We start from the raw sequence: 16,717 nt of genomic DNA on the forward strand, positions 1-16,717 counted from the left end.
GCTTATCAATCAGGCTTTGCCGGCAACCGGGCGGATTTTCATCGTCAGCCCTTTCAAGAAGTTGCGCAGAATCTGATCGCCACATTCGCGATAGTTTTTATGACCAGGTTTGCGGAAGATGGCGCCAATTTCCGCCTGTGACACCGAGAAATCAGCCAGTTGCAGAATTTCGGTGATATCGGTGGTTTTCAGGTTAAACGCCACACGCAGTTTTTTCAGGATGATATTGTTGGTCATTTTGCGCTCGACGGAGGGCACCGGAGCCTCTTCGCTTTTACCGCGCAGTGAGAAAATCAGGCCATTGAGGAAATAGCCCATCAGCACGTCAGGACAGGCGCGAAAACCCTCTTCCTCATCTTTTTTCAGAAAGCTCTGCATCTCTTCGACAGAGGCTTCGCTCTCCGCCAGCGCCAGCGTCTCGACCATTTTAGCGTCACTCATATTCAGCATGTAGCGCACGCTGCGTAACACGTCGTTGTTGGTCATAATGAAATCTCTTCAGTTAATAAAATGCAATGTGGCGCATTATACACATTGCCTCTGAAGTTGCAGCGCTGTTAGCGGGAGACTGAAGTCTCACCCCTGCACGGTGCCCGGCAAGGGTACACCAGCACGCGAGGCATCACGCACAAATGGCAGATGATCGCAGGCATGCTGGCGCGCCGAACGCACAAAGGCTTCCACCACCGGCTGACGTTGCTCGCCATCGCGCACCGCTGCATACAGACGGCTCCACAACCCCTCGCCCAGCGTGCGGGTAACAATCAGTCCCTGATGTTCAAAGCTCTCCACCACCCAGTGCGGTAGCGCGGCAATGCCCATCCGCGCGGCGACCATCTGAATCAGCAGCAGCGTATTGTCGACACTTTTCAGCGCCGGACTGACGCCTGCCGGTTGCAGGAAATGGCGCCAGATATCCAGCCGCTGACGCTGCACCGGATAGATCATTAACACTTCACTGGCCAAATCTTCCGGTGAAATCTGTTCAGCCTGCGCCAGCGGATGATCCGGCGCCAGCACCAGCCGCACTTCAAAATCAAACATCGGCGTATAGTGCAGGCCACTGCGCGGCAGAATATCGGAAGTCAGCACCACATCCAGCTCGCCCTGTTGCAGCGCCGGTTGTGGATCAAAGGTCACGCCTGATTTGAAGTCCATCACTACCTGAGGCCAGCTCTGACGGAAATTATCCAGCGCCGGGGTCAGCCACTGAATACAGCTATGGCACTCAATGGCGATACGCAGCGTGGTCTGATGCGGCTCATGACAGGCCTGCAACGCCTGCTGGATTTGCGGCAGCACCTGTTCCGCCAGCTGCAACATAATCTCTCCCTGCGGCGTAAAGCGCAGCGGCTGGCTTTTACGTACAAACAGACGAAAGCCGAGACGCTGCTCCAGATCGCTGAACTGGTGAGATAACGCCGATTGCGTTTGATGCAGCTGTGCGGCGGCGGCAGCCAGAGAGCCTGTATTCCTTAAGGCCTGCAGCGTCCGCAGGTGTTTGAGTTCGATCATGAGAGTCCTTCACATCGATAGTGAACAATTTGCGCTTGTGGTTGATACAGTACCTGCACATTATAGCGGTGTAAACATCTGGACGGCTAAATGAATCAGCTAATTTCCCCGCCCGCTTTGTAACCTCTTAATTCAGGACAAAGATATGACTATTCTGAACCATACCCTTGGATTTCCACGCGTCGGTCTGCGTCGCGAACTAAAGAAAGCACAAGAGAGCTACTGGGCGGGTAACAGCACCCGGCAGGAATTACTGGCTGTGGGTCGCGAGTTGCGTGCTCGACACTGGCAGCAACAGAAAGATGCTGGCGTTGATTTGCTGCCGGTTGGCGACTTCGCCTGGTATGATCACGTACTGACCACCAGCCTGCTGCTGGGTAACGTCCCGGCGCGCCATCAGAATAAAGACGGTTCGGTCGACCTTGATACCCTGTTCCGCCTCGGCCGTGGCCGTGCGCCTGCCGGCGAGCCTGCGGCGGCGGCAGAAATGACCAAATGGTTTAACACCAACTATCACTACATGGTGCCGGAGTTCGTTAAAGGTCAGCAATTTAAACTGAGCTGGACGCAGTTGCTGGAGGAAGTCGACGAAGCGCTGGCGCTGGGCCATAAAGTGAAGCCGGTGCTGTTAGGGCCGGTCACTTACCTGTGGCTGGGTAAAGTCAAAGGTGAGCCATTTGACCGTCTGAGCCTGCTAAAAGAGATTCTTCCGGTGTATCAGCAGGTACTGGCTGAGCTGGCAAAACGCGATATCGAATGGGTACAGATCGACGAACCTGCGCTGGTGCTGGAACTGCCAGCTGAGTGGCTGAATGCCTTTAAACCGGCGTACGCTGCGTTGCAGGGGCAGACTAAACTGCTGCTGACCACCTATTTCGACAGCGTGGGTCAGAACCTCGATACCATTTGTGAATTACCGGTAAATGGTCTGCACGTTGACCTGGTACACGGTAATGACGATGTGGCGGCGCTGAACGCCAGACTGCCAGCCGGGTGGCTGCTGTCTGTCGGCGTGATTAATGGCCGTAACGTCTGGCGTGCCGATCTGAGCAGCTGGTTTGAGCGTCTGCAACCGCTGACGAGTCAGCGCAAGCAGCTGTGGATTGGTTCTTCCTGTTCACTGCTGCACAGCCCAATCGATCTGAGCGTCGAAACCCGCCTTGATGAAGAGGTGAAAAGCTGGTTCGCTTTCGCCCTGCAAAAGTGTGGTGAACTGTCACTGCTGACTAACGCGCTGAACAATAACGATGCCGCTTCGCTGGAAGCCTGGAGCGCACCGGTTCGCGCCCGTCGTCACTCCAGCCGCGTCCACAATGCAGCGGTTGGCCAGCGTTTAGCCACGATCACCAGCAAAGACAGTCTGCGCGACAGCTGCTACCAGGTGCGTGCGAAAGCCCAGCGTGAACGTTTTAATCTGCCAGCATGGCCGACCACCACTATAGGTTCATTCCCGCAGACCACCGAAATTCGCGGCCTGCGTCTGGACTTCAAAAAGGGCAATCTCGACCGCAACAACTACCGCACCGGTATCGCTGAACATATTAAACAGGCGATTGCGGAGCAGGAACAACTGGGTCTTGACGTGCTGGTGCATGGTGAAGCTGAACGTAATGACATGGTGGAATACTTCGGTGAAAACCTTGATGGTTTTGTCTTTACGCAAAACGGTTGGGTGCAGAGCTACGGTTCACGTTGCGTTAAACCTCCGGTGATTATCGGTGACGTCAGCCGCCCGGAAGCGATTACCGTCGAGTGGGCTAAATATGCCCAGTCACTGACCGAAAAGCCGGTCAAAGGCATGCTGACTGGCCCGGTAACTATCCTCTGCTGGTCGTTCCCGCGTGAAGATGTGTCGCGTGAAACTATCGCCAGACAGATTGCACTGGCGCTGCGTGACGAAGTGGAAGATCTGGAAAAAGCCGGTATCGGCATTATCCAGATTGATGAGCCGGCGCTGCGTGAAGGACTGCCGCTGCGTCAGTCCGACTGGGCCGCCTATCTGACATGGGCAGTCGATGCCTTCCGCCTGAACGCCGCGGTGGCGCAGGATGAAACCCAGATCCACACCCATATGTGTTACTGCGAGTTTAACGACATTATGGATTCTATCGCCGCGCTGGATGCGGACGTGATTACCATCGAAACTTCGCGCTCCGATATGGAACTGCTGGAGTCGTTTAAAGAGTTTGAATATCCGAACGAAATTGGTCCGGGCGTGTATGACATCCATTCACCAAACGTACCAACTGTTGAGTGGATGGAAGCGTTACTGCTGAAAGCGGCGCAGCGTATTCCGGTTGAGCGTCTGTGGGTTAATCCGGACTGCGGCCTGAAAACGCGGGGCTGGAGCGAAACCCGTCAGGCGCTGGCCAATATGGTAAAAGCCGCGCAGAACCTGCGGGCAAATAAAGTTTCTGTGTAAAGTGTTGTGTTGTCGTTTCTGGGGCGCCTGGCGCCCCCTTTTTTTTGCTTAAACCTCAGGCGTGACGCCTGCGCGCTTAAACCACGCCAGCATCCGCTGCCAGCCATCCTGCGCCGACTCCTGATGGTAACTGGCGCGGTAGTCGGCATTAAACGCATGTCCGGCATCGGGATAAACCACGATTTCCGCATCGGCGTTGGCGGCACGCAGCGCCTGTCGCATCTGCTCAATGCTCTCCTGCGGAATGCTGTCATCTTTACCGCCATACAGACCCAGCACCGGCGCAGTAAGATCGACTGCGATATCCAGCGGTTGCTTCGGTTGCTTCAGGGTTTTTTCCCCGACCAGTTTGCCATACCAGGCCACTGCAGCTTTCAGTTGTGGATTATGGGCAGCATAGAGCCAGCAGATACGTCCGCCCCAGCAAAAACCGGTGATGGCGGTATTACGCATATCGCCGCCGTTACGTGACGCCCAGTTGGCGACATGATCGAGATCGGCCAGCACCTGCGCATCCGGCACTTTACTTACCAGTTGCTGAAACAGCGTGGGAATATCGTCGTAGTCGGCGGGATCGCCTTCACGGAAGTAGAGTTCCGGTGCGATCGCCAGATAGCCTTCGGCCGCCAGCCGACGGCAGATATCGCGAATATGTTCATGGACGCCGAAGATTTCCTGTACCACCATCACTACCGGCAGCGGCGTCGTGGCATTTTTCGGTCTGGCGTGGAAAGCGGGCATATTCTCGCCCTGCGTCGGTATCGAGGTTTCGCCAGACTGAATGTTATCATTGTCGGTAATAATTGTTGTCGAAGCGGTGGGTAAAACGGCAGGCGCAAAGCCGCTATTGCCTGGCTTTTGAGCCATGTTATCTTCGGTTTTCATCGTCCTCTCCATGCTAAGCGTTAGCGCAATCAGCTAACTATAGACACTCTCTTTAACATCTGACCGGATAACTGCGCAGTGAGGTTAAACGGAAAATTCGCTCACACGACCTGTTTATGTGATTAAAATCACAATATTTTTGATTCCTAATGTAACTTTCATTTTTATCGGTGAATCTGATCACGCTATTGTGGCGGTGTATGGCTTACAGTAGCGCATTAAATTATTTCCCCCTTATTTCAGGAGTCTGTTATGGCCGAGTCTGATGTGTTCCACCTTGGTATTACCAAAGCCGACCTGCAAGGCGCGACGCTGGCGATTGTTCCCGGCGATCCTGAGCGGGTGAAGAAAATCGCCGCGCTGATGGACAATCCGGTGCATCTGGCTTCGCATCGTGAATTTACCAGCTGGCGCGCCGAACTGGATGGCAAACCGGTAGTAGTCTGCTCAACCGGCATTGGCGGCCCATCAACGTCGATCGCGGTGGAAGAGCTGGCGCAGCTGGGCGTACGCACGTTCCTGCGCGTCGGCACCACGGGTGCGATTCAGCCACATATTAATGTCGGTGATGTGCTGGTGACCACCGGCTCGGTCCGTCTGGATGGCGCCAGCCTGCACTTTGCACCGATGGAGTTTCCGGCGGTAGCGGATTTTGACTGCACCACCGCGCTGGTGGCGGCGGCGAAAGCGTCAGGCGCGACAACCCATATCGGTATTACCGCTTCTTCTGACACCTTCTATCCGGGTCAGGAGCGTTATGACACCTTCTCTGGCCGGGTGGTCAGCCGTTATCAGGGCTCGATGCAAGAGTGGCAGCAGATGGGTGTGCTGAACTATGAAATGGAGTCCGCCACGCTGCTGACCATGTGCGCCAGCCAGGGGCTGCGCGCCGGTATGGTTGCCGGGGTGATTGTTAATCGTACGCAGAAAGAGATCCCGGATGCGGTCACCATGAAGCAGACCGAAAGCGATGCGGTCACTATTGTGGTCGAGGCGGCGCGGCGTCTGCTGTAATAAGGGAGCCGATAACGGCTCCCCTACAAAAGTCTGTAGGGGCGGCGTTATCGCCGCTCTTGCCAACAAATTTCCCTTTCACTATCACCCCCTCGCTTTTTATCTGGACATTTATACAGTGCGCCTCTACCTTTTCACTGTCTGACGCGGTGTGCAGGAGGAACGGTGGAAAAAGAATACTTATTGGGCGTCTGTCTTGGGCTGGCGGGTTTGCTGGTGGGCTGGTTGTTTGCCTCATTTCGTAGCGGTCAGCAGCAGGCAGGTCAGGAAACTGAGCGGCGATTATTAGCTCAGTCGCTGCAACAGGCTGAGCAGCAGCTTCAGCAGCAGCAACAAAGTCTGCAACTCAGCGAGACCGAATTACGCCAGCTGCATGGCGCGCTGGCTGCCGCCCAGGAAAAGCTGCACTATTTCGACCACTGGCGCAGTGAGAGTGAACAACTTGGTCGCGAGCTGCGTAATCAGCTGGAAATCAACAGCGCCCAGGAAGCGGAACTGCGCGAAGTCACCATCCGCCTTGAAGAGACGCGGATGGCGGCGGAAGAGAAGCAGCGTCTGCTGACCAACAGTGAGCAGCGTCTTACCGCCCAGTTTGAAAATCTGGCCAACCGCATTTTTGAAAACAGTGGTCGCCGGGTAGATGAACAAAACCGCCAGAGTCTGAATGGTCTGATCACCCCGCTGCGTGAGCAGCTTGATGGTTTCCGTCGTCAGGTGCAGGACAGCTTTGGCCAGGAAGCGCGCGAACGCCACACCCTTTCCCATGAGATCCGCAATCTGCAACAGCTGAATGCACAGATGGCGCAGGAAGCGATCAATCTGACCAAAGCGCTGAAAGGCGATAATAAAACTCAGGGCAACTGGGGAGAAGTGGTGCTGGGCCGGGTGCTGGAAGCTTCCGGCCTGCGCGAAGGCCACGAATACCAGACCCAGGTCAATGTACAGGTCGATCAGAGCAGTCGTATGCAACCGGATGTTATCGTGCGTCTGCCGCAGGGCAAAGATGTAGTGATTGACGCTAAAATGACGCTGGTGGCCTACGAGCGCTACTTTAACGGCGATGATGAGGTGACGCGTGAGCAGGCCATCAATGAGCATGTGGCGGCAATTCGCGCCCATCTGCGCGGGCTGAGCCGTAAAGATTATCAACAATTGCCCGGTTTACGCTCGCTGGATTATGTGTTGATGTTTATCCCGGTGGAACCGGCGTTTCTGCTGGCGATCGATCGCCAGCCGGAGCTGATCAACGAAGCGCTGAAACTGAATATTATGCTGGTCAGTCCGACCACGCTGCTGGTGGCGCTGCGTACCATCAATAATCTCTGGCGCTACGAGCATCAGAGTCGCAATGCCCAGCGCATTGCGGATCGCGCCGCCCGGCTGTACGACAAGATGCGGCTGTTTGTCGACGATATGACCAGTATCGGGCAAAACCTTGATAAGGCGCAGGACAGCTATCGTACGGCAATGAAAAAATTGGCGGAAGGACGCGGCAACCTTATCGCCCAGAGCGAAAGTTTTCGTCAGTTAGGGGTAGAAGTTAAACGGCCAATTAATCCCCGTCTGGCGGAACAGGCGTTACCGGAATCGCCAGAAAATGACCCTGAGCAGGATGATGATGCGCAGGCGGAATCCCCGGCGCAACCGGTCAGCGAGATGCTGCGCCGAATCAATGAATAAACGCCGGGTAGGGTGCCTGGCTACCCTTACTCTGATACACTTCGATGATATTTGATTGTGGAGCAGGCAAAACAAATGGCAGATGAATCACAGGAAACCACACACTTCGGTTTTCGCACGGTAGCGAAGACTGAAAAAGCTGACATGGTTGCTGATGTATTCCATTCCGTAGCGGCGAAGTATGACCTGATGAACGATCTGATGTCTTTTGGCATCCATCGTATCTGGAAACGTTTCACCATTGATTGCAGCGGCGTGCGTCGCGGGCAACGCGTACTGGATCTGGCGGGTGGCACGGGCGACCTGACGGCGAAGTTTTCCCGTCTGGTGGGTGAAACCGGTCAGGTGGTGCTGGCGGATATCAACAGCTCAATGCTGAAGATGGGACGTGAAAAACTGCGCAATAGCGGCGTAGTCGGTAACGTCAGTTATGTGCAGGCCAATGCTGAAGCGCTGCCATTCCCCGATAACTATTTTGACTGCATTACCATCTCCTTCGGTCTGCGTAACGTCACCGAAAAAGAGAAAGCGCTGGCGTCGATGTTCCGCGTGCTGAAGCCAGGCGGTCGCCTGCTGGTGCTGGAGTTCTCCAAACCGCTGCTGGAACCGCTGAGTAAAGCCTATGACGCTTACTCTTTCCATATCCTGCCGCGCGTCGGTGAGCTGGTGGCGAAAGATGCCGAAAGCTATCGCTATCTGGCGGAGTCGATCCGCATGCATCCGGATCAGGAAACGTTAAAACAGATGATGATGGATGTGGGTTTCGAAAACACCACCTACTACAACCTGACGGGCGGCATTGTTGCGCTGCATCGTGGATTCAAGTTTTAACCAGGAAATCGCATGACCTTAACGCCGCTGTTAACCGCAGGTCTGGAGACCGCGCTTAACCATATTCTGTATCGCGATCGTGGACTGAAAGCGGCGCGTCAACGTTTAAATGGCAAAACTCTCGCCATCGACCTGCAGGAACTGCCACAGCCACTGACGCTGGTGTTTAGTGAAAATCAGGTCGATGTGCTGGGCGAATGGCTTGACGCCACCGACTGCACGGTGAGAACCCGTCTTTCTGTACTGCCGAAACTGCGCGATCGTCAGCAGCTTACCACGCTGATTCGCAGCGGTGAGCTGGATGTCAGCGGCGATCTGCAGGTGGTTCAGCACTTCTCTGCCCTGATTGATATGGCTGAACTGGATCCGGCGGAGTATCTGGCGCCGTGGATCGGCGATATCGCCGCCCAGGGCATCAGTCAGGTCGCGCATCGCGGCTTCAGCTTTTTGCGCAGCGATCTGCAACGCAAGCAGGGCTATGCAGCACAAGTGTTAACCGAAGAGTGGCGCGTGGCGCCGGGCGGCTTAGAGCTGGCCTGGTTTGCCGAAGAAGTCGACGCGGTTAACCGTTCACTGGACGCGCTCAGCGCCCGGTTAGATCAACTGGAGGCGAAATGACGTTAGGTGAAATTCGCCGACTCTATTACATCATCAAGGTGTTCCTGAGTTACGGTCTTGATGAACTTATTCCGCGTATGCGCTTTGGCCTGCTAATTCGGCTGTGGCGACGTTCTGTGTTCTGGATCCCCAATCAGCATAAAGATAAGCCGCTAGGCGCGCGCCTGCGTATGGCGCTGGAGCAGCTGGGACCGGTGTGGATCAAATTTGGTCAGATGATGTCGACGCGGCGCGATCTGTTTCCGCCGCATATCGCCGACCAGCTGGCGATGTTGCAGGACCGCGTGGCCCCATTTGATGGCGCTGAAGCGCGCCGTCAGATTGAGCTGTCGCTCGGCGGCGCGATTGAAACCTGGTTTGAAGATTTCGATATTACTCCACTGGCTTCTGCTTCCATCGCTCAGGTACATACCGCAACGCTGAAAGAGAACGGTCAGAAGGTGGTGATCAAGGTGATTCGTCCCGATATTCTGCCGGTGATTAAAGCGGATATGCGACTGATTTACCGCCTGGCGCACTGGGTGCCGCGCCTGCTTCCTGATGGTCGCCGTTTGCGGCCGGTGGAAGTGGTTAAAGATTACGAAAAAACGCTGATCGATGAGCTGAATTTGCTGCGCGAAGCGGCGAACGCCATTCAGCTGCGCCGCAATTTCGATAACAGCAAAATGCTGTATGTGCCTGAAGTCTATTCCGATTACGGCAGCGAAACCATGCTGGTGATGGAGCGCATCTACGGTATTCCGATTTCTGATGTGGTGGCGCTGGAACAGCATGGCGTCAATATGAAGCTGTTGGCCGAACGTGGCGTACAGGTGTTCTTTACCCAGGTGTTCCGTGACAGCTTCTTCCATGCCGATATGCATCCCGGCAATATCTTTGTCAGTTATGAGCATCCGGAAGATCCGCAATATATCGGTATCGACTGCGGTATCGTCGGCTCGTTAAATAAAGAAGATAAGCGCTACCTGGCCGAGAACTTTATTGCCTTCTTTAACCGCGACTACCGCAAAGTGGCGGAGTTGCATGTCGATTCCGGCTGGGTGCCGCTGGATACCAATGTTGAGGATTTCGAGTTTGCCATTCGCACCGTCTGTGAGCCGATTTTTGAGAAACCACTGGCGGAGATCTCTTTTGGCCACGTACTGCTGAATCTGTTTAACACCGCCCGTCGCTTCAATATGGAAGTACAGCCGCAGCTGGTGTTATTGCAGAAAACCCTGCTGTATGTGGAAGGCGTAGGGCGTCAGCTCTATCCACAGCTCGATTTGTGGAAAACCGCCAAGCCATTCCTCGAAGACTGGATCAAAGACCAGGTGGGTATTCCGGCGATTGTGCGCGCGCTAAAAGAGAAAGCGCCGTTCTGGGCGGAGAAATTGCCGGAGTTACCTGAGCTGTTTTACGACAGCTTGCGTCAGCACAAACGCCTGCAACACAGTGTTGACCGGCTGGTGACCGATCTGAATGTGCAGCGCACGCGCCAACACCAGTCACGTTTTCTGTTTGGCATCGGCGCTACCCTGCTGGTGAGCGGCACCGCCATTCTGTTAACCCATCCGGAGTGGGACTTTTTACCGGCGGTGATGATGGCCGGTGGCCTGGTGGCATGGCTGATTGGCTGGCGCAGGACAAACTGATTGTCATGAATGGTAAAAAGACGCTTTAATGCTGTAACGATTAGCGCGTTGGTCGTGACCCGGCGGTCAGTTAATATATACTGCGGTGCAGACACTTTATTTCTAATATCAGAGGCATAAACATGGGCGGTATCAGTATTTGGCAATTGTTAATTATTGCCGTGATTGTCGTACTTCTGTTTGGTACCAACAAGTTGCGTTCCCTTGGTTCCGATTTAGGCTCGTCAATCAAAGGCTTTAAGAAAGCCATGGGTGACGACGAGCAGAAAGAAAAAGATTCTCAGGATGCTGATTTCAATGCCAAAACTCTGGCAGACAAGCCGCATACTGACGCGAAAAGCGAAGAAGTTAAGAACGACAAAGACAAGGTGTAAGCCGTGTTCGACATAGGTTTTAGTGAACTGGCATTGGTGTTCGTTATCGGTCTGGTGGTGCTGGGTCCGCAACGCTTGCCGGTTGCGGTCAGAACCGTGGTCGGCTGGATCCGCGCGCTGCGCTCACTGGCATCCAATGTACAAAATGAGCTGGCGCAAGAGCTGAAACTGCAGGAACTGCAGGACAGCCTGAGAAAAGTCGAGCAGGCCAGTAAAGACTCCCTGTCGCCGGAGCTGAGAGAGTCAATGGAAGAGCTGAAGAAATCAGCGGAGTCCATGAAGCGCTCTTATCTCGGCGACAACGAAAAAGCTGACGACGAAGCCAATACTATCCATAACCCTTTGGTAAAAGATCCGAAGGAGTCACATGAAGGCGTGACGCCTGCTGAAGCGGATACGCAAGCCAGCGCACCGGCTCAGACCCCTGAAGCTGTCGAGCCTGTCACTCAGCCCGAACCGGAGATCAAACCGGACGCTGTTGCCGCGCCCGAAGCCACGCCAGTCGTCCGCACTCAGGCCTCAACCACTCAAACTAGCGGTGAACGTTAACCATGGCTGTTGAAGATACCCAACCGCTGATCAGTCATCTGATAGAGCTGCGCAAGCGTCTGCTGAACTGCATTATTGCCGTTTTAGGCATTTTTCTGGCACTGGCTTACTTCTCAAATGATATCTATCAAATCGTTTCCGCACCGCTAATCAAACAGCTGCCGGCTGGCGCCAGTATGATCGCCACTGATGTGGCCTCACCATTCTTTACCCCCATCAAGCTGACGATGATCGTCTCGGTATTTATTTCAATACCGGTGATCCTGCATCAGGTGTGGGCGTTTGTTGCTCCGGCGTTGTATCGCCATGAGCGCAAGCTGGTGATGCCGCTGCTGTTTTCCAGTTCAGCGCTGTTTTATATCGGTATGGCTTTTGCCTATTTCGTCGTTTTTCCGCTGGCGTTTGGCTTTTTTGCCTCAACCGCACCGAAAGGCGTACTGATAGCCACTGACATTAATAACTATCTTGATTTTGTCATGGCGCTGTTTATGGCGTTTGGCATCTCATTTGAAGTGCCGATTGCGATCGTATTGCTGTGCTGGACAGGTGTGACAAGTCCGGAAGATCTGAAAGCAAAACGCCCTTATGTGCTGGTTGGCGCCTTTGTGGTGGGGATGTTATTAACGCCACCGGACGTTCTTTCGCAAACTTTGCTCGCTATTCCGATGTACTGCCTGTTTGAAGTCGGCGTATTCTTTGGTCGCTTCTATGTAGGAAAGGGACGTCAGGATAATGATGATAAGGAACAGGAGTCTGAATCGTGATGCCCGTCATACTTCGGATTGCCTCTTCGTTGGCTGCGTTCACTCACCCGAATCACGTAGTTTACTACGCTCATCGGGATTCGTTCGCTTGCCGCCTTGATGCAATTCGAATTATTTAGGGCATCTCAGAAACATGAGATTCCGGCCTTGCTGCGAGGAATTTAAAGTCATAGCCAACCGCCCGTAAGGGCGGTTACTGTTTGGAAAGAAATATGTTTGATATCGGTGTAAACCTGACCAGTACGCAGTTCGCTAAAGATCGTGACAAGGTGGTTAAACGCGCGCGCGAAGCGGGCGTTACCGGCATACTGATTACCGGCACCAATGCGCTGGAGAGTCAGCAGGCGCAGAGCCTGGCGCGTCAGCATCCTGATTACTGCTGGTCCACCGCGGGCGTCCATCCGCACCACGCCAGCGAGTGGTCGGGTGAGACTGCCGCCACCTTACGCCGTCTGACGGAGAGTGAGCAGGTGGTGGCGATTGGCGAGTGCGGACTCGATTTTAACCGCAACTTCTCCGCCCAGGAGCAGCAGGAGTACGCCTTTAACGCCCAGCTGGAGCTGGCGGCGGAACTCTCGATGCCGGTGTTTCTGCACTGTCGCGATGCGCACTCACGCTTTATTGAGATCCTCAAACCCTGGATTGAGAAGCTGCCCGGCGCGGTGGTGCACTGCTTTACCGGTACCCAGGCGGAAATCGAAGAGTGCCTGGCGCTTGGCTTATCGGTCGGCATTACCGGCTGGGTGTGTGATGAGCGCCGGGGACTGGAATTACGTGAATTACTGCCATTGATTCCCGCAGAGCGTCTACTGCTGGAGACCGATGCGCCTTATCTGTTGCCACGGGATATGCGACCAAGGCCGACTTCCCGCCGCAACGAACCCTGTTTTCTGCCGCATATCGTTCAGCAGGTCGCCGCGTGGCGCGGTGAAGATGCTGAAGGGTTAGCACAGCAGACCGCAGCGAACAGTCGTAAATTATTTAAAATAGGGTAGTAAGTTTGTCGGCTATCCTCCACAGGAGTCTATTCCCATGAGTTTTGCTTTCCCTGGCGCCTTTCCTGGCCGCCGCCTGCGCCGCGTTCGTCGCCATGATTTCAGCCGTCGTCTGGTCGCTGAGAATCAGCTGACGGTCAGCGACCTGATCTATCCGGTATTTGTGATGGAAGGCCATAACAAGCAGCAGGAAGTCCCGTCAATGCCGGGCGTTTTCCGCATGACCATTGATGTGCTGGTTAAAGAAGCGGAAGTGATCGCGAAGCTGGGCATACCGGTACTGTCTCTGTTCCCGGTGATTGAAGCGGATAAGAAATCCCTGCATGCCGAAGAAGCGTATAACCCGCAGGGTCTGGTGCAGCGTGCGGTACGCGCCCTGAAAGCAGCGGTGCCGGAGCTGGGCCTGCTGACCGATGTGGCGCTCGACCCTTACACCACTCATGGTCAGGATGGCATTATCGACCAGCATGGCTATGTGATTAATGATATCAGCAAAGAAATTCTGGTACGTCAGGGGCTGTCGCATGCCGAAGCTGGCGCCGAGATTCTGGCGCCAAGCGATATGATGGATGGCCGTATTGGCGCGCTGCGCGACCAGCTGGAGCGGGATAATCATGTGAACACCCAGATTATGGCCTATTCGGCGAAATATGCTTCCTGCTACTACGGCCCATTCCGCGATGCGATTGGCTCATCCGGCAACCTGAAGGGCGGCAATAAGCTGACCTATCAAATGGACCCGGCTAACAGCGATGAAGCGCTGCAGGAGATCGCCCAGGATCTGCAGGAAGGCGCCGATATGGTGATGGTGAAACCGGGCATGCCGTATCTGGATGTGATCCGTCGGGTCAAAGACACCTTTGGCGTGCCGACCTTTGCTTATCAGGTTTCCGGCGAGTATGCGATGCATATGGCGGCGATTCAGAATGGCTGGCTGGCCGAGAAACCGGCGGTGATGGAGTCGTTGCTGTGCTTTAAGCGCGCAGGCGCCAACGGTATTCTGACTTACTTCTCGAAGCGTGTTGCACAGTGGATCCGCGACGAGCAGATGCAGCGTTAGTCAGTCGGGCGGCGATAACGCCGCCCGCTATTACAGCTTCTGAAACTGTAAATTATCGACGCTGCGCACGATCTGTTTATTCAGCAGGTTAAGCAGCAGCATCGAGCGTGCTTCGCCATCCGGCTCGGTAAAGATGGCCTTCAGCCCTTCAAAGGTGCCGTCAATAATCAGCACCTCATCGCCCGGTTGCGGCGTTTCCGGATCGACCATATTTTCCGGGGTTTCAGTCTGCAATATCTGAATAACATTTTCCGGCACCGTCGCTGGCAGGGTGCCAAAGCGCACAAAATGGCTGACACCACGTGTGGCGCTGATGGTGGTGGTGTGAATTGCTTCGGGATCGAACTCAATAAACAGATAATTGGGAAACAGTGGCTCACTGACGGTTGTACGTTTACCGCGCACGATTTTTTCCAGTGCAATCATCGGGCTCAGGCAATGAACTGACTGGCGCTCAAGATGCTCTTTTGCGCGCAACAGTTGACCACGTTTGCAGTACAGTAAATACCAGGATTCCATAATGTCACTTTCCAATTACCGGACGCTAAGAATAACAAAACTGCTGTCAGAGTTGTAGCAACATCACGCGTGTTAACTGGATTTGCTGCTGCGCGCTGGCTACGAAATATCCGAAGCCATCGTGACAAACTCGCAGCAATTTGGCCATGGATTTGTCACATTGGCTGAAATTGGAAATTGACGCGTTGGCTTTATCTGTATCAGACTCTGGGCGCGCGACATAATTTGACAGTGCGATCTGCCGGACATCTGGCAGGAACAAAAACAAGCATGCCCGCTGAATCAGCCTTATAATGGCCGATTCACCGGCCGGATTGATGGAAAGGCATGAAATACCACGACTTACGCGACTTCCTTGCCCTGCTGGAAAAGCGCGGGGAACTAAAACGCATCACTCTTGAGATCGATCCTGAACTGGAAATGACCGAGATTGCCGATCGTACCTTGCGCGCAGGCGGTCCGGCTCTGCTGTTCGAAAATCCGAAAGGCTATGATATGCCTGTGCTGTGCAACCTGTTCGGTACGCCAAAGCGCGTCGCGATGGGCATGGGCCAGGAAGATGTCACCGCACTGCGCGAAGTGGGTAAGTTGCTGGCATTTTTAAAAGAGCCAGAGCCACCGAAAGGTTTTCGCGATCTGTTCGATAAGATGCCGCAGTTCAAACAAGTGCTGAATATGCCGACCAAACGGCTACGCAACGCCCCTTGTCAGGAAGAGATCTGGCAGGGCGATGATGTCGATTTATCGCGCATTCCGGTAATGAAGTGCTGGCCGGAAGATGCCGCACCGTTGATCACCTGGGGATTAACCGTTACCCGCGGCCCGCACAAAGAGCGGCAAAACCTTGGCATCTATCGCCAGCAGGTGATCGGCAAAAACAAATTAATTATGCGCTGGCTTTCCCATCGCGGCGGCGCACTCGATTTTCAGGAGTGGAGCCAGGCGCATCCGGGCGAGCGTTTCCCGGTGGCGGTGGCGCTGGGCGCTGACCCGGCCACAATCCTGGGCGCGGTGACGCCAGTTCCTGATTCACTCTCTGAATATGCTTTCGCCGGTCTGCTGCGTGGTAATAAGACCGAAGTGGTTAAATGTATTGCCAGCGATCTGGAAATTCCCGCCAGCGCTGAAATTGTGCTGGAAGGCTATATCGAACCGGGCGAAATGGCGCCGGAAGGTCCATATGGCGACCATACCGGTTACTATAATGAAGTGGATAATTTCCCGGTATTCACCGTAACGCACATAACGCAACGCCGGAATGCCATCTATCATTCAACCTATACCGGTCGTCCACCCGATGAACCGGCGGTACTGGGTGTGGCGCTGAACGAAGTTTTTGTGCCGATCCTGCAAAAGCAGTTTCCCGAAATTGTCGATTTCTATCTGCCGCCAGAAGGCTGCTCATACCGGCTGGCAGTGGTAACGATGAAAAAGCAGTACGCCGGACATGCCAAGCGCGTAATGATGGGCGTATGGTCATTTCTGCGCCAGTTTATGTACACCAAATTTGTTATTGTCTGTGATGATGACGTCAACGCGCGCGACTGGAATGATGTCATCTGGGCCATTACTACGCGGATGGATCCGGCGCGCGATACCGTGCTGGTTGAGAACACGCCCATCGACTACCTTGATTTTGCCTCGCCGGTTTCCGGATTGGGTTCAAAAATGGGTTTAGATGCCACCAATAAATGGCCAGGTGAAACCGATCGCGAGTGGGGGCGGCCAATCGTTAAAGATGCCGCGGTCACCGCGCGCATTGATGCTATTTGGGATGAGTTAGCCATTTTTAATCAGTCGCCGCAGCGCTAATCCGCCGCGGTGAACCTATGATAATGACGACCCGACAGAGGGAAC

At 54.4% G+C, this 16,717-nt stretch carries 16 protein-coding genes; 12 read left to right on the top strand and 4 right to left on the bottom strand.

Features of this window, described 5'->3' with window-relative positions; all coding sequences use genetic code 11:
• Positions 1-9: 9 nt before the first annotated feature.
• On the bottom strand, positions 10-486 hold the full coding sequence (locus tag J2125_RS12265; protein ID WP_017800674.1) for a YehS family protein: 477 nt from the start codon (positions 484-486) through the stop codon (positions 10-12).
• Positions 487-576: 90 nt separating this feature from the next.
• On the bottom strand, positions 577-1,515 hold the full coding sequence (gene metR / locus J2125_RS12270; RefSeq protein ID WP_017800675.1) for an HTH-type transcriptional regulator MetR: 939 nt from the start codon (positions 1,513-1,515) through the stop codon (positions 577-579).
• A 145-nt stretch (positions 1,516-1,660) separates the two neighbouring features.
• Between metR and metE the strand changes: the two genes are divergently transcribed.
• Positions 1,661-3,937 carry a 5-methyltetrahydropteroyltriglutamate--homocysteine S-methyltransferase gene (metE, locus tag J2125_RS12275; protein ID WP_017800676.1) on the top strand — a complete coding sequence of 759 codons (2,277 nt, stop codon included), beginning with the start codon at positions 1,661-1,663 and terminating at the stop codon, positions 3,935-3,937.
• A 48-nt stretch (positions 3,938-3,985) separates the two neighbouring features.
• Here the strand turns inward: metE and J2125_RS12280 are convergent, their stop codons facing one another.
• Positions 3,986-4,822 carry a dienelactone hydrolase family protein gene (locus J2125_RS12280; RefSeq protein ID WP_017800677.1) on the bottom strand — a complete coding sequence of 279 codons (837 nt, stop codon included), beginning with the start codon at positions 4,820-4,822 and terminating at the stop codon, positions 3,986-3,988.
• Between the two features lie 252 nt (positions 4,823-5,074).
• Here J2125_RS12280 and udp point away from each other — a divergent pair, with 252 nt between their 5' ends.
• From udp to hemB, 10 genes are all read left to right on the top strand, one after another.
• Complete coding sequence (gene udp, locus J2125_RS12285; RefSeq protein WP_017800678.1) at positions 5,075-5,836, top strand: uridine phosphorylase; 762 nt, start codon at positions 5,075-5,077, stop codon at positions 5,834-5,836.
• Positions 5,837-6,001: 165 nt separating this feature from the next.
• Positions 6,002-7,516, top strand: coding sequence for a DNA recombination protein RmuC (gene rmuC, locus J2125_RS12290; protein ID WP_017800679.1), 1,515 nt, complete (start codon positions 6,002-6,004; stop codon positions 7,514-7,516).
• Between the two features lie 75 nt (positions 7,517-7,591).
• Positions 7,592-8,347 (top strand): bifunctional demethylmenaquinone methyltransferase/2-methoxy-6-polyprenyl-1,4-benzoquinol methylase UbiE, encoded by a 756-nt coding sequence (ubiE, locus tag J2125_RS12295; RefSeq protein ID WP_017800680.1) that lies wholly within the window; start codon positions 7,592-7,594, stop codon positions 8,345-8,347.
• Positions 8,348-8,359: 12 nt separating this feature from the next.
• Positions 8,360-8,965, top strand: coding sequence for a ubiquinone biosynthesis protein UbiJ (ubiJ, locus tag J2125_RS12300; RefSeq protein ID WP_017800681.1), 606 nt, complete (start codon positions 8,360-8,362; stop codon positions 8,963-8,965).
• A complete protein-coding gene (ubiB, locus tag J2125_RS12305; RefSeq protein ID WP_017800682.1) occupies positions 8,962-10,599 on the top strand; it encodes a ubiquinone biosynthesis regulatory protein kinase UbiB in 1,638 nt (545 codons plus the stop codon). Before ubiJ ends, ubiB begins: the two co-directional genes overlap by 4 nt.
• A gap of 122 nt (positions 10,600-10,721) precedes the next feature.
• Positions 10,722-10,973 (top strand): Sec-independent protein translocase subunit TatA, encoded by a 252-nt coding sequence (gene tatA / locus J2125_RS12310; RefSeq protein WP_017800683.1) that lies wholly within the window; start codon positions 10,722-10,724, stop codon positions 10,971-10,973.
• Positions 10,974-10,976: 3 nt separating this feature from the next.
• A complete protein-coding gene (tatB, locus tag J2125_RS12315; RefSeq protein ID WP_017800684.1) occupies positions 10,977-11,522 on the top strand; it encodes a Sec-independent protein translocase protein TatB in 546 nt (181 codons plus the stop codon).
• Positions 11,523-11,524: 2 nt separating this feature from the next.
• The gene (gene tatC / locus J2125_RS12320; protein WP_017800685.1) at positions 11,525-12,286 is read left to right on the top strand and encodes a Sec-independent protein translocase subunit TatC; all 762 of its coding nucleotides are present in this window, start codon (positions 11,525-11,527) and stop codon (positions 12,284-12,286) included.
• Between the two features lie 212 nt (positions 12,287-12,498).
• Positions 12,499-13,281, top strand: coding sequence for a 3'-5' ssDNA/RNA exonuclease TatD (tatD, locus tag J2125_RS12325; RefSeq protein WP_017800686.1), 783 nt, complete (start codon positions 12,499-12,501; stop codon positions 13,279-13,281).
• 37 nt (positions 13,282-13,318) lie between these two features.
• Positions 13,319-14,341 (top strand): porphobilinogen synthase, encoded by a 1,023-nt coding sequence (hemB, locus tag J2125_RS12330; RefSeq protein ID WP_017800687.1) that lies wholly within the window; start codon positions 13,319-13,321, stop codon positions 14,339-14,341.
• 30 nt (positions 14,342-14,371) lie between these two features.
• Here hemB and rfaH read toward each other — a convergent pair whose 3' ends face one another.
• Positions 14,372-14,860, bottom strand: a complete 489-nt coding sequence (gene rfaH / locus J2125_RS12335; protein WP_026111642.1) for a transcription/translation regulatory transformer protein RfaH — start codon at positions 14,858-14,860, stop codon at positions 14,372-14,374.
• A gap of 327 nt (positions 14,861-15,187) precedes the next feature.
• Between rfaH and ubiD the strand changes: the two genes are divergently transcribed.
• On the top strand, positions 15,188-16,672 hold the full coding sequence (ubiD, locus tag J2125_RS12340) for a 4-hydroxy-3-polyprenylbenzoate decarboxylase (RefSeq protein ID WP_017800689.1): 1,485 nt from the start codon (positions 15,188-15,190) through the stop codon (positions 16,670-16,672).
• The last annotated feature ends 45 nt before the right edge of the window (positions 16,673-16,717 follow it).

The sequence above is a fragment of the Winslowiella toletana genome (assembly GCF_017875465.1).
In the GTDB taxonomy this organism is placed as follows: Bacteria; Pseudomonadota; Gammaproteobacteria; order Enterobacterales; family Enterobacteriaceae; genus Erwinia; species Erwinia toletana.